General features: G+C 70.1%; 9 protein-coding genes. 4 read left to right on the forward strand and 5 right to left on the reverse strand.

Annotated elements, in window-relative coordinates; translation table 11 throughout:
- Nucleotides 1-64 precede the first annotated feature (64 nt).
- Complete coding sequence (locus tag ACFCVM_RS18635) at nt 65-1,054, forward strand: DUF5937 family protein (protein ID WP_375838229.1); 990 nt, start codon at nt 65-67, stop codon at nt 1,052-1,054.
- 53 nt (nt 1,055-1,107) lie between these two features.
- Here the strand turns inward: ACFCVM_RS18635 and ACFCVM_RS18640 are convergent, their stop codons facing one another.
- Nucleotides 1,108-3,243: a discoidin domain-containing protein gene (locus tag ACFCVM_RS18640; RefSeq protein ID WP_375838230.1), complete on the reverse strand. Its 2,136-nt coding sequence runs from the start codon at nt 3,241-3,243 to the stop codon at nt 1,108-1,110.
- A 205-nt stretch (nt 3,244-3,448) separates the two neighbouring features.
- Between ACFCVM_RS18640 and ACFCVM_RS18645 the strand changes: the two genes are divergently transcribed.
- Nucleotides 3,449-4,642 (forward strand): hypothetical protein, encoded by a 1,194-nt coding sequence (locus ACFCVM_RS18645; RefSeq protein WP_375838231.1) that lies wholly within the window; start codon nt 3,449-3,451, stop codon nt 4,640-4,642.
- Nucleotides 4,643-4,720: 78 nt separating this feature from the next.
- Here ACFCVM_RS18645 and ACFCVM_RS18650 read toward each other — a convergent pair whose 3' ends face one another.
- Nucleotides 4,721-7,975 carry a glycoside hydrolase N-terminal domain-containing protein gene (locus ACFCVM_RS18650; protein WP_375838232.1) on the reverse strand — a complete coding sequence of 1,085 codons (3,255 nt, stop codon included), beginning with the start codon at nt 7,973-7,975 and terminating at the stop codon, nt 4,721-4,723.
- Between the two features lie 118 nt (nt 7,976-8,093).
- Nucleotides 8,094-9,053: a helix-turn-helix transcriptional regulator gene (locus ACFCVM_RS18655; protein ID WP_375838233.1), complete on the reverse strand. Its 960-nt coding sequence runs from the start codon at nt 9,051-9,053 to the stop codon at nt 8,094-8,096.
- A 63-nt stretch (nt 9,054-9,116) separates the two neighbouring features.
- Between ACFCVM_RS18655 and ACFCVM_RS18660 the strand changes: the two genes are divergently transcribed.
- Nucleotides 9,117-10,262, forward strand: a complete 1,146-nt coding sequence (locus ACFCVM_RS18660; RefSeq protein WP_375838234.1) for an epoxide hydrolase family protein — start codon at nt 9,117-9,119, stop codon at nt 10,260-10,262.
- A gap of 55 nt (nt 10,263-10,317) precedes the next feature.
- On the opposite strand, the gene ACFCVM_RS18665 is transcribed toward ACFCVM_RS18660, so the two are convergent.
- Nucleotides 10,318-11,088, reverse strand: a complete 771-nt coding sequence (locus tag ACFCVM_RS18665) for an EI24 domain-containing protein (protein ID WP_375838235.1) — start codon at nt 11,086-11,088, stop codon at nt 10,318-10,320.
- A gap of 94 nt (nt 11,089-11,182) precedes the next feature.
- Nucleotides 11,183-11,866 (reverse strand): GntR family transcriptional regulator, encoded by a 684-nt coding sequence (locus tag ACFCVM_RS18670; protein WP_375838236.1) that lies wholly within the window; start codon nt 11,864-11,866, stop codon nt 11,183-11,185.
- Between the two features lie 152 nt (nt 11,867-12,018).
- Here ACFCVM_RS18670 and ACFCVM_RS18675 point away from each other — a divergent pair, with 152 nt between their 5' ends.
- Nucleotides 12,019-13,107 (forward strand): mandelate racemase/muconate lactonizing enzyme family protein, encoded by a 1,089-nt coding sequence (locus tag ACFCVM_RS18675; RefSeq protein ID WP_375838237.1) that lies wholly within the window; start codon nt 12,019-12,021, stop codon nt 13,105-13,107.
- Nucleotides 13,108-13,132: the final 25 nt, after the last annotated feature.

Here is a 13,132-nt window from a genome sequence, read left to right on the forward strand (position 1 = left end):
TTGCGTTCGGTGTTCCGATGGGAACAGGCTGCGCCCGCGGCATCCGCCTCGGTAGCATTTCGATGTGGATCGAACGTTCGCGGACTTCCAGCTCGCACCCGATGACATCTCGGCGATCCGGTTCGGCATCTCGCCGGGCCACGAGCTGAGCCATGCGATGCGGGTGCTGCAACGTCCCGACGAGCAGCCGATGCAGTGGGGCTGGCTGCGGAGCGTGCGGGGCCGGGTGCCGCACGACGCGTTCGAGCTCCTGGCGGTGATCATCGGCGAGGCCGGGTACTTCCCCGACTTCCTCACCGCAACGCCGAGCTGGGACCTGACCCCTGCCGACGAGGCCGAACGGCTCGCGGCGGTGCCTCCCGAGCTGCTGCGCGCCGACCTCACGAAGATGCTCGCCCGATCGACCGGCGCTCGGAACGAGGCCATCGGCCGCATGATCGAGCAGCCGCTGCAGGCGCGAGCCATGATCGCCGAGGCGTGGGGCGAGGTCTGGCAAGCCGTGCTCGCACCCGTCTGGCCGCAGCTCGAGCGGCTGCTGCGCGCCGACATCGCCGTGCGCGCCCGACGGATGACGACCGAGGGCATCGCCGCGATGGTCGGCGGCCTGCACGAGTCGGTCGCCTGGCACGGGGATGCCGTGCGAGTGCGGCTGCGCAGGCACAGCGAGCTCGTGGACTGCCGGGGGAGCGGCCTCGTGCTCGTGCCGTCGGTGATGGGCGGCCTCGGGTGCGCGGTGCTCACCGAGCCGCCGGCCCAGCCCACGCTCTTTTACCCGGCGCAGGGGGTCACCGCGACCTGGGCGAAGGACCCCGCGGCCGCCTCGCGATCGCTCGGAGCGCTCATCAGCCCGGCGCGCGCCGAGATCCTCCTCGCCGCGCACGACCCGCGCACCACGACCCAGGTCGCGACCGACAGCCGTCTGGCCCTCTCGACCGCGTCGCACCACCTCCGCGTGCTCCGCGAGAGCGGCCTCATCGCGAGCGAGCGCCACGGCGCACGGGTGCTGCATGTGCGCACCCCGCTCGGCGAGGCGCTCGTCGGCGCCACGATCTGAGACGAGCGGATGCCGCGGCTCGCGCCGCGGCATCCGCCCGTGTCGTCAGGGTGTCAGTTCGAGAAGACCCCGAGCTCCTTGATCGAGTACCCGTAGTTCGTCGTGCGCACCGTGCAGTTCACGCGCACGTAACGGGCGCTCGTCGGCGCGAACGACGCGGTATCGAGCCCGCCGTTGCCGTTCGCCACGGACGAGACGGTGGTCCAGGTCGCACCGTCTTGCGACACCTGCACCTCGTAGGCCTTCGCCGCAGCGGACTCCCACTCGACGACGACCCGGCTGACGGGCTCCGCGGCGCCGAGGTCGACCTGCAGCCACTGCGGGTTCACGCCCCAGTTGCCGCTCGCCCAGCGCGTGTTCGCCTTGCCGTCGACCGCACGCCCCGGGGCGTAGCTCGTGAACGGGTTCCACTCGCTCGAGCTCGCCGATGCCGGCTTGCCCGTCGCGAGGTTCGCCGCGCTCGAGTAGCCGGTCGTCGCCTCCCACGTCTGCAGGTACGACTCGGCGCCGCGCATCATGTCCGACACGAGTGCATCGCCGCCGCCCGACTGACGCAGCAGTTCGAGGTAGTCGGGCGCCAGGCCCGAGTGCACGAAGCCGTCGACGTTGATGTCGAAGGTGCGCTGGCCGCTGACCTGGCGGTCGATGGTCGTGCCGCCGTCGGCGCTCGTGAACGGATAGGCGATGTCGACCGGTGCGCTGTCGGCGGCGGGGTGTGAGCCGACGCCGTTGAAGTCGAGCCCGAACCCGTAGCCCTTGTCGTACTGGGCGCGGAGCGCGCTGCCCTCCTGCCACTCGCCGATGAATCCTGCGGCGTCGTGCGGGTAGCCGGTCTTGAAGCCGCCGAGACGGTAGAGGCGCTCGGTCCAGCCGGAGTCCATCCAGCTGTGGCTCGAGAGCACGCCCGGGTAGCCCTGGGCCTCGAGCAGGTCGAGGGCGCGTTCGGCCGCCTTCACGCTCATGTGGTCGAGCTCGACCATCATGTTGCGGGCCATCATCGCCTTGAGCGCGTACGCGCCGAGCGAGGTGAGGCCGCGCGTGTTGCAGTTCTTGCCGGCCGAGTACTCGGGCACCTCGACGCCCGGCGGCAGCTGCCCCTCGAACTCGGGCACGGTGGCGTTGCCGATCGGGTTGTCGTGACGGGCGGTGGGGCACGTCTCGGTCTGCCAGAAGGTCCCGGTCGAGTAGAACTGGCCGACGTTGATGATCGTGCCCTGCGTGCCCGAGTCGAAGCGCACGCCGCAGAGGGCGTTGTCGAACTTGTGGCAGAGGAACATGCTCGAGATGCCGAGCTGCTCGAACTCGTCGAGCCCGCGGTCGATGTCGGCCGTCGAGCACTGCGCGACGTCGAGGATCATCTTGCAGCCGAACGGCTCCGACATCTCGACGCCGAGCACGACGGCGAGCTTGCCCTGCTCGATCACCGCTCGCGCGTCGGCCGGCGTCGTGACGATGCGGAAGAAGCCCTTGCCGGGGCCGCCGTAGATGCCGTCGATGTACGCCTCCATCTCGCGGGCCTTCTGGGCCTCGAGTCGGATCGCGGTCATCTCGTCGCACGAGCGGTCCTTCGGCATGATCGGCAGCGAGCAGATCACGCCGTTGGTGACCAGGTCGTTGACGAGGATGCGCTGGCCGCCGCGCCAGGAACGCTCGACCCAGGCGTAGTACGAGGCCTGGTGGCTCATCGAGGTGGTCTTCGGCCAGTCGGTGAAGGTCGGCCAGCCCACGGGGTCGTGCTTGCCGTCGGCGTCGCCGCTGACGAGGTTCTCGAAGAGGGCGGCGCTGCCGTCGGGGTAGTGGTCGGGGCAGTCCTTGAGGGCGTCGGCGACGCCCGCGGGGGAGAAGGGCGAGCCGCAGATCATGCGTCCGCCGAAGCCCTCGTTGGAGTTCAGGTGGGTGTGCGAGTCGATGAAGCCGCGCACTTCGCCGTTCTCGGTCGTGCCCGTGAACGGTGCACCGGTGACGTTCAGCTCGACCTCTTCGGCGGGGCGGTTCGGCGCCTCCCACCAATCTCCGGGTGCGGCTTCGGCCGGAGTGGTGTCGAGTGCGGCGGGAAGCGCCGCGAGTACGGATGTCGCGAGTGCAGCTGCCAGTGCGAGACCCAGGGCTCTGGATCGCCGCCTGCGCTTTCCCTGCTCGGTGGTGCGTTCGGAACGGACACGGTCTGGGCGTGCATGATCGATCGCCATCTGAGCCTCCTTGCTCGGTTGGAGGCAGCGTATTGTGGGTCGTTCGTCCCAGTCAAGCGTCCAACTCAACCGATCCGGATGTCGGAGGTCGAGAGCAGGCCGGGAGTCGCCCGAACGCCGACCGGGAACCGGCTGAATGCCGCCTCGATGCGCGCCCCGGGTTCTTCGGATTGCCCGACCGCTCACGACCGGGGATACTTCACGAGTGACCCTCGATTCCACACCGAACGCGACGCTCGATCCCCGTGGCCCGGCACCGGCCGGGCACGATGCCGTTCCAGTGCGCCGCTCGCGCGCGACCGTCGCGTGGACGGTGCTCGGCGTGGCGCTCTTCCTGCTCCTCTCAGCGGCCGTGCTCGCTGCGAGCGCGATCGCGAACCTCCGTTTCGACGCGGCGGTGGTCGCGCACCGCGCCGCCGTCGCCGAGGCCGCGGCGGCCGGTGAATCGGCGGCGGTCGTCGAGGCGGATGTCGCGGCGACCGGGGAGATCGCCGCGTCGATGCTCGCCGCGCCCGACCCGCTCGTCGACCCCGCGGCGAAGGCGGCCCTGGCGGCGGCGGCGACCGAACTCGACACCCTGGTGGCCGAGGCTCCCGAGACGGAGTTCGAGGAACCGACCCGGCCGATGTCGCGTCCGGTCTGGTTCGCCGACCTCGATCGCGCCTCCGAGATCCTGACCGCCGAGACCGAACGACTCACCACGCAGGCCGCCGACGCCGATGCGTACGCCGACGATCTCGCAGCGGCCGACACCGCCATCTCCGACTCCGGTGCCGCGTACGTCGAGGCGATCGCTCCGGTCGCCGCCGCGGTCGAGGCTGCGAACGGATCGGCGCGGAACGTCGAGCGCATCGAGTTCCGCAACAGCGTCGAGCAGCTCGCGAGCAGCACGTGGGGATACGACGCCGCTGCCCGGATCGATGCGTACGTCGCGGCAGCCGCCGCACTGCAGGCGACGCACGCCGCTGAGGAAGCGGAGAAGGCGGGCCCGCTCTATGATCGCCGCGTCGCGGTCGAGGCGTACGCCCGATCGATCGCGGGCGGCGTGCTGCTCGAGTTCGACTGGGCCCCCATCGTCATCGGCTACGGCGACAACGGCTCGGCCGGCGGCACCGCGACGTGGGACACGTGGGAGGGCGGGCTGTCGACGATCACGCTCTCGAACAGCATCGCCGAGCAGTGGGGCGACCCCGTGATGGCAGCGCTCGTCACCCATGAGGTCGGCCACGCGATCACCTCGAAGTGCTACGAGCTCGTCGGCGAGTACGCGAACGACAACGAGCCGTGGGCGACGGCGTGGGCGATCGGCATGGGGCACACCGACCCGAACGGCAACGGCGAGTGGCTCTACGGGCACCCGTCCGACGAGCTCATCGAGCGTTCGAAGGGATGCCGCTGAGCCGCGCCGCGCCGACGAGGATGCCCGCGCCGACCATGGGGGTCGGCGCGGGCATCGTGTTTCATCGAGGTGCGCTGATCAGCCCCGCACCGGGCCCTTGTCGCGCATCGGCTGGCCGCTCTTGGGGTTCGCCGGCTTCACCTTGTGGTCGACGCCGTCGACCCGCACGATGATGTTGCCCTGGTTGGGAGCGCGATCGGCGACCACGTCGAACGAGACCACGCGGCCGTCGCGCCACTCGCAGCTCACCTCGTAGCCGCCGCGGGCGCGCAGGCCCGAGAACGAACCCTCGGCCTGCCACGCCTCGGGCAGGGCGGGCAGCAGGTGGATGACGTCCTGATGGCTCTGCAGCAGCATCTCGGTGACGGCGCCCGAGATGCCGAAGTTGCCGTCCATCTGGAACGGCGGGTGGTCGCAGAACAGGTTCTGCAGCGTGTTGAACGAGAGCAGGCCGCGCAGCATGATGCGCGCCCGCTCGGCGTCGCCGAGGCGGGCGAAGAGCGCGGTGCGCCACGGCCAGGTCCACGAGCGGCGGCTGTCGCCGGAGACCGTCGCCTCGGTGAAGGGCACGCCCTCCTTCTCCCCGCAGCGGGCCTTCAGCGAGACGAGCGCCGCGGCCGCGAGCTCGGGCGTCGCATCCGTGATCTGGCGTCCCGGGTACACCGCGAACAGGTGCGAGGTGTGCCGGTGGATGTCGTTCGGGTCGTCGAGATCGCGCTGCCACTCCTGGAGCTGGCCCCAGCGTCCGATCTTGTTGGGTGCCAGGCGCTCCTGCATCTCGGCGACGCGCTTGCGATACGCCGTGTCGACACCGAGCGCCTCCGCGCAGTCGAGGTAGTTCTGGAACAGATCCCAGATGATCTGCTGGTCGTACATGACGCCGTCTTCGCGCGGGCCGTGCTCTGGCGACCAACCGTCGGGTGCGACGAGCCGGCCGTCGGCGTCCTCCTCGAGCCGGTCCTCCCAGAACTCGCAGATCTCCTTGATCATCGGATGGGCGGTCTCGCGCAGGTAGCGCTTGTCCTGCGTGAAGGCCCAGTGCTCGTAGATGTGCTGCGCGTACCAGGCGCTCGCGACCGTGTTCCACTCCCACGAGTTGCCGCCGAAGATCGACTGCGAGGTGCGGGCCGTCCACCCGCGGGTCTCCTGCCCGAAGGCGTTCCGCGTGGCCACGCGGCTCGGCACCGCGACCTGTTCGACGAAGTCGATGAGGGCGGTGTGGCTCTCGGCGAGGTTCGTGGTCTCGGCGCCCCAGTAGTTCATCTGGACGTTGATGTTGGTGTGGTAATCCGAGGCCCACGGCGGCTGGTTGCTGTTGTTCCAGAGCCCCTGCAGATTGGCGGGCAGCCCACCGGGCCGCGACGAGCTCAGCAGCAGGTACCGCCCGTAGTCGAACATCGCCTGCTCGAGCGTGGGGTCGGACGCACCCGTCTTGTACCGGGCGAGGCGCTGGCTCGTCGAGAGCGCGAGCACGGGGGCATCCGTCTCGCCCCACTTCACCGTCGCCCGCGACATGAGGTCCGAGACCTCGGCGGTGTGCTCGTCGCGCAGTTCGCCGAACGAGCGGGCCGCGGCGGCCCCGAGCGCGGCGGCGATGCCGGATTCGGGGGCGTCGCCGCGCCATCCGTCGGCCGCGCTCATCTTGTAGTCGGTGCGGGCGTCGAGCACGAGGGTCAGTGTGTGGCAACCGGTGACGCGCAGCGTCGCGCCCTCGACCGACACGTCGCCGTCGGACTCGACCACCCGGATCGTGCAGGCGTGCTGGAGGGCATTGGCCATGACCCCGCGGAACCCGATCTCGGCGCCGACCCCTGCGCCGCTCGCGCCGGTCGGCGCCTGTTCCTGGGCCGAGGCGAGCGAGATGACGCCCGAGATGCCCGACTCGGCGTCGGTCGTGTAGCGGAGCACCATGACGTCGGCCGTGCGGCTCGCGAAGGCCTCGCGGATCACCCGGCCTGCGATCGTGCCGAACTGCGTCACGTGCACGCCCACCGCGGTGTCGAGGCCGCGCCGGTAGTCGGTGACCGCGCGAAGGGTGCGGGAGTCGAACGACGGCCCGACGAGGGCGACCTCGCCGATCGCGAACGGGCTCGTCGCCGAGGCCGTGGCGAACGTGAACCGGTACGAGACGTAGGCCGTCGAGTTCGCGAAGGTGTAGCTCTTCGCCTCCTGGCGGGCGGCGAAGGGGGCGCCGGGCTCGCGCGCGTCGAGCGCGACCCAGTCGACGCCGTCGTTCGACGCCTCGAGCCGCCAGCTGCGCGGGTCGTGTTCGGGCGCATCGGATGCCGCGGTCAGCACGTACGACGTCGCGACCGCCTTGGCCGGCAGGTCGAGCTGCCATTGCACCCCGTCGCTGGGTTCGGCGACCCGCCACGCGGTCGCCGGGTCGCCGTCGACGCTCCGGGCGAGGTCGGCCGAGGCATCCGTGCCGGCGGACGCGCCGCTCGGCGACGAGACGTAGACGAGCGCGCCCGACGCGAGGCTGACGCCGCCGAGCGAGATCTCGGAGACCTGGAAGTGGCTGACGCCGGCCTTCGGCACGAACGTGAAGCGGTAGTGGCGATACGCGGTGGTGTTGTCGAAGGTGTACTGCTTGGCCTGGAAGCGGCTCTCGAAGGGTGCGCCCGTGCGGGTGTCGAGCACGGTCCAGTCGACGCCGTCCTCCGAACCCGAGAACGTCCACTCCTGCGGGTCGCGGGCCGGCACGTCGTTGGCGCTCGTGAGGCTGTAGTCCGTCACCGTGACCGGATCGGGCAGCTCGGCCTGCCACAGCACAGTCGCCGGCGGGCCGTCGATGCACCACTTCGTGCGCGAGTTGCCGTCGTAGGTGCGGTCGACGCCTTCGGAGCCCGAGACGCGGTACGGGCCGCCCGGCGCGGTGACCTTCGGGCCCGCGGCGAAGGTGAATCGCATGGTGCCGAAGTCGCGGTACGAGCCGAAGCCCGTCACGCTCGTGTCGTACGCGCCGTCGGGCTGGCCCATGAGGGCGTTGTCGTAGTCGTTGACGCCGCCCCAGAGGCTCTGCTCGTTGAACTGCACGACCTCTTCGTCGGGATTCGCAAAGATCATGCCGCCGAGCCGGCCGTTGCCGATGGGCAGCGCCTGCGACTGCCAGTCGGTCGCCGGGGTGCCGTACCAGAGCGACTTCTGCGAGAGCGACGGGGCGCTGAGCGCTGTGCGTCGAGACGACGCGGCGACACCCCCCGAGGCGAACGGCGCAGCGGCAGCCGCTGCGGGTCGGGAGGTCAGCAGGTCACCGAACAGGGGCGCCATCGCGACGACGCCGCCGATCTGGAGCACTCGGCGGCGGTGAGGGTCGAACGTGAAGTTCATCGAAAGTCTCCTGCGCATCATTGATCAGGTGTTTCACACGGAAATGCGGCGCGCATCGAGCAGAAGCGACCGCGGATCCCATACTGCCGAACCAAAGATCAGATGTATAGCCCTGAATTCATGCAGGCCCGCGGGCGGCCCGCGCGTACCGTTCGCTGTAGGTCAGGAGCAGCGAGCGCAGTTCGTCGGGGGACTCGACGGTGAAGTCCATGCCGAGCATGCCGATGTAGGCGGCGATCGTGTCGAGCGAGTCGGCGCCGGTGACGAGCACCGATTCGGAGTCGGAGACGGCCTCGACGACGCCCACCGCGTGGTGGATACGGGCGAGCACCGCGTCGGCCGGCGCCGCGATCCGCAGTCGGGCGTGCACCTTCCAGCCGCTCTCGGCGATCGAGCGCATCGCGAAGGCCGTGTAGTCGCCGCCCGGTAAAGCGGCAGGCTCGAACCGGCGTCGCGTCGGCATGCGCGGTTCGATCCAGTCGGCGCGGAACGTGCCCCACTCCTCGCTCGACGGATCGCGGCCGACCAGGTACCAGCGGCGAGCCCAGCTCAGCAGCCGGTAGGGCTCCACGAGCCGGGCCTCGCCCTGGTAGTCGAACCGGATCCATTCGACGCCGCGGATGGCGCTCGCGATCGCCGTCAGCACGGCGTGATCGACCTCGGGGTCGGGAGCATCCGTGTCGTTGTTCTCGGGCGCGTGCTCGATCACGGTCGCGAGCGCCTCGACCGTGGGGCGGAGCCGCGACGGCAGCACCTGCTCGAGCTTGGTGAGCGCTCGAGTGCTCGACTCCTCGACGCCCGCGATGCCGGTCGCGGCTCGAAGGCCGATCGCCACGGCGACGGCCTCCTCGTCGTCGAGCAGCAGCGGCGGCAGCTTCGCCCCCGCGCCGAGGCGGTAGCCGCCGGCCGCGCCGCGGGTGGCATCGACGGGGTAGTCGAGTTCGCGCAGTCGATCGATGTCGTTGCGGATGGTGCGGGGCGTGACGCCGAGCCGGGCGCCGAGTTCGGTGCTCGTCCAGTCGGGTCGGGTCTGCAGGAGCGCGAGCAGGGAGAGCAGTCGTGCGGCGGTATCGGACATTCTGTGAACTCGAATCGATCATTAGGAAGTGAACGTTCCTATATGCACCGTACCGTCGAAGACATGACGAACACCACCTCTCACACCGAAATCCGCCCGTTCACGATCGACGTCGCCCAGGCCGAGCTCGACGACCTCATGGAGCGCCTCGCGCGCACCCGCCTGCCCCAGCCGGCACCCGCCGATGACTGGGACACGGGTACGCCGAACTCCTACCTCCGCGAGGCCGTCGAGGCCTGGCGCGCGTTCGACTGGCGTGCCACCGAGGCGCGCATCAACGCCGTGCCGCACTTCACGACCGAGATCGACGGCCAGCCCATCCACTTCATCCACGTTCGTTCGGCCCACCCCGGCGCGACGCCGCTGCTGCTGGCGCACACCTACCCCGGGTCATCCGTCGACTACCTCGACCTCATCGACCTGCTCGTCGACCCGGTCGCGCACGGTGGCAGCCCCGAGGACGCCTTCGACGTCGTCGTTCCGGATGCCCCGGGGTACGGCTTCTCGAACCCCGTCACTGAGCCCGGCTGGACCACTGCGCGCGTCGCCCGCGCGTACGACGAGCTCATGCACCGACTCGGATATGCCGAGTACGGCATCCACGGTTCCGACAACGGCGCCCTCGTCGCCCGCGAGCTCGGTCTCGCGAACCCCGAGGGCTTCCTCGGCCTGCACGTGCTGCAGCTCTTCTCGTTCCCGAGCGGCGACCCTGCCGAGTTCGAGCACCTCGAGCCGCAGGACTACGCGGGACTCGAGCACATGCAGTGGTTCCAGTCGGTCGGCGGCTACAACACCATGAACGCGAGCCGCCCGCAGACCGTGGCCGTCGGCCTCAGCGACTCGCCGATCGCCCTGCTCGCCTACAGCGAGCTCTTCAACTCCTTCGGCAATGGCACCTCGCTCGTCACCCTCGAGCAGATCATCACCGAGGTGAGCGTCACGTGGTTCGCGAATGCCGCTGCCGGCATGAGCCGCAGCTACCTCGACAACGCGCGAGCGGAGGCCGAGCCGCAGATCAATGCGGCGCCGACCGGGGTCGCCGTCTTCACGGACGACTTCCAGACGATCAAGGTCTTCGCCGAGCGCGACAACTCCAACGTCGTGCACTGGAGCCGCTTCGAGCAGGGCGGCCACTACGCCGCGCTCGAGGTGCCCGAGCTCCTCGCCGGCGACATCCGCGCGTTCTTCGCCGGCCTGCGCGCCGCCTGACGCGCTGCAGTCGACGAGCGGATGCCGCACGGGCCTGCGGCATCCGCTCGGCTGCTCAGTCCGGCGGCGGCGTCGGTTCCGCGTGCGCCGGAGGAGCCGATGCATCGAGCGCCGCACGTGCGAGCATCGTCGAGCCGGCCACCGCGGCGGGCATCGCGATCACCGCGCCGAGCGGCACCATGAAGCACAACTGGGTCGCGACCCCGAACCCGAGCAGCTGGGCCCGGTGGCCGTGAAGCGCAGCCGCGCGCTCGGCCGCGGCCATGCCTCGAGCCTCGAAGGCGCGCCCGGTGAGCTCTCGTGCAAGCAGCCATCCCGACAGCGTCACACCCAGCGCCGGGGCGGCGACCGATCCGACCACGGGCACGAGGCCGATCAGGCCGACGACGAGTGCCGCGGCGACCCCGAGCGCGATGAGCGCTGCGGCGTCGGCCGCGGCTCGCCAGAAACCGGCGCCGCGATCGGGCACGTCGCCGCCGAGCTCGATTTCGACCGCTCGCCAGATGCGCTCGTAGAACGGATCGCCGACCGCGAGCGTGATCGCGGTGAAGGTGACGGCCGCGAGCAGCACTGCGCCGGCGAAGGTCACTGCTGCGATGGCGATGCGCAGCGATGCAGTCCAGAACGCGTCCCACCGCTCGGCGAAGGGCGTCGCCCATTCGACGATCGCCGGCAGCTGGATGCCGAGTGCCACGAGCGCGGCGAGCACGATCGCGAAGACGATCGCGGCCGGGATCAGGCCGAGGGCCATCACGCCCGGCCGGCGTCCCCAGAATCCGAAGCCGCGCAGCAGCAGGCCGGCACCCGAGAGGAATCGCCTGAGCATCCCATCAGACTACGGCGGCGCCGGACGACTTCCGGACGATCAAGGTCTTCGCCGAGCGCGACAACTCCAACGTCGTGCACTGGAGCCGGTTGTCTCAGTGCGCGCGGCGGGCGCTCGGCAGCAGGCGGGCCCGGGACGCCGTGAGGTGATCGCGCATCGCGCGCTCCGCGGCGTCGGGGTCATGCTCGGCGATCGCCTCGACGATGCGTTCGTGCTCGTCGACGGTCGTGTCGCCGGCGCTCTTCTCGTAGGAGAGGCGGAACGCGTGCAGGTGGAAGTGCGTGCGTTCGAGGGCGCGCTCGACGGCCTGGTTGCCCGAAGCGCGAGCGATCAACGAATGCAGGCGTCCGTCGTGCTGGCTGAACCGTGCATAACTCCAGGCGTCGTCGTCGTCGGGGGCCTCGTGGTACATGCGGAGCTCATCGCGCAGGGCGGCGATGGTGGCGGCGTCGGCGTGCTCGGCCGCCAGGCGAGCCGAGGCGGGTTCGAGCAGGAGCCGGAGCTCGTAGAGGTCGACGAGCTCCTTCTCGGTGAGCACCGACGTCGTCCGGTAGCCCTTGAGGTGCGTCTTGCTCACGAGCCCGGCGTCTTCGAGGCGGGTCAGCGCCTCGCGGACGGGCGTCGGGGAGACGTCGAGCTGCTTGGCGATGCGATTGATGTTGATGCGGGAGTCGGCGGGCAGCTCGTTGCTCAGCACGAACGCCACGAGTCGCTTGTAGACGTCTTCGCCGAGCGTCGCGTCGGGGGCGATCGGCTCGGCGTCATCGCGGCTTCCCATCCTCGAATCCTACTGAGCGAGCGTCGTCGGCCGGGCCCGACGTCGCCCTCGGGCGGAGGCGGAAGCGGGGGATTGCTGTGCAAGAATCAAATACAATACGATTTCCGCCGTACGCAACGTTGCCGTACACGACGAATGGAAGCAGTGCCGCCATGACCGTGATCACCAGAGCCGTCGCGCGCCTCATCGACATCGAGGTCGAGAAGGTCCGCACCGACGCGATGCAGTCGTTCCTGAAGCAGGAGACGCTCGTCGTCGACATCGAGACGGACGACGGCGTCACCGGTCGCGGGTACTCGTACACGATCGGCACGGGCGGCCGCGCTGCACTCTCGATGCTCAACGAGCACCTGCTCCGCCTCCTGCCGGGGGAGGACCCGATGAACACCGAGCACCTCTGGCGCAAGCTCTACGACTCGACGCGCGCGACGAGCGTCGGCGTCCTCACCGCGCTCGCCCTCGCTGCGGTCGACACCGCGCTCTGGGACATCCGGTCGAAGAGTTCCGGCCGGCCGCTGTGGCAGGAGGCCGGAGGCTTCCGCCAGGCCGTGCCGCTGTACGACACCGAAGGCGGCTGGCTCCACATCCCCGAGCAGGAACTCGTCGAAGAGGCGCTCGCCTCCGCCGCGAAGGGATGGAAGGGCGTCAAGGTCAAGGTCGGCAAGCCGTCGCTCGCCGAGGACGTCTCGCGCATCGCGGCGGTTCGTGCTGCCGTCGGCGACGACGTCGAGATCATGGTCGACGCGAACCAGAGCATGACGGCCGCCGAGGCGATCCGACGTGCCGCGGCCTTCGAGCCGTACCGCCTCAGCTGGTTCGAGGAACCGCTCCCGGCGGAGGACGTCGCAGGGCATGAACGACTCGCACGCTCCACGAGCATCCCGATCGCCGTCGGCGAGTCGATCTACTCGATCGGCTCCTTCCGCGAGTACCTGCAGCGCGGGGCGGCGAGCATCGTCCAGGTCGACGTCGCACGCATCGGCGGCATCACGCCCTGGCTGAAGGTCGCTCATCTCGCCGAGGCGTTCAACGTCGCGGTGAGCCCGCACTTCCTGATGGAGCTGCACGTCAGCCTCGTCGCGGCGATCCCGAACGGCCGCTTCGTCGAGCACATCCCGCAGCTGCGTGCCGTCACCCGCGAGGAGATCGCGATCCGCGACGGGCATGCGTTCGCACCGAATCACCCCGGCCTCGGAATCGTCTGGGACGACGACGAGCTCGACAACCGCGTGGTCGCCTGAGCCGCGACCGCCAGGACCGAACGAA

This window comes from Agromyces sp. NPDC056389, assembly GCF_042262385.1.
Lineage (GTDB): Bacteria > Actinomycetota > Actinomycetes > Actinomycetales > Microbacteriaceae > Agromyces.

Coding starts and splice junctions, on each gene's coding strand:
- ACFCVM_RS18640 (WP_375838230.1), bottom strand. CDS start 3,243: ATGGCGATCGATCATGCACGCCCAGACCGTGTCCGTTCCGAACGCACC.
- ACFCVM_RS18650 (WP_375838232.1), bottom strand. CDS start 7,975: ATGAACTTCACGTTCGACCCTCACCGCCGCCGAGTGCTCCAGATCGGC.
- ACFCVM_RS18655 (WP_375838233.1), bottom strand. CDS start 9,053: ATGTCCGATACCGCCGCACGACTGCTCTCCCTGCTCGCGCTCCTGCAG.
- ACFCVM_RS18660 (WP_375838234.1), top strand. CDS start 9,117: ATGACGAACACCACCTCTCACACCGAAATCCGCCCGTTCACGATCGAC.
- ACFCVM_RS18665 (WP_375838235.1), bottom strand. CDS start 11,088: ATGCTCAGGCGATTCCTCTCGGGTGCCGGCCTGCTGCTGCGCGGCTTC.
- ACFCVM_RS18670 (WP_375838236.1), bottom strand. CDS start 11,866: ATGGGAAGCCGCGATGACGCCGAGCCGATCGCCCCCGACGCGACGCTC.
- ACFCVM_RS18675 (WP_375838237.1), top strand. CDS start 12,019: ATGACCGTGATCACCAGAGCCGTCGCGCGCCTCATCGACATCGAGGTC.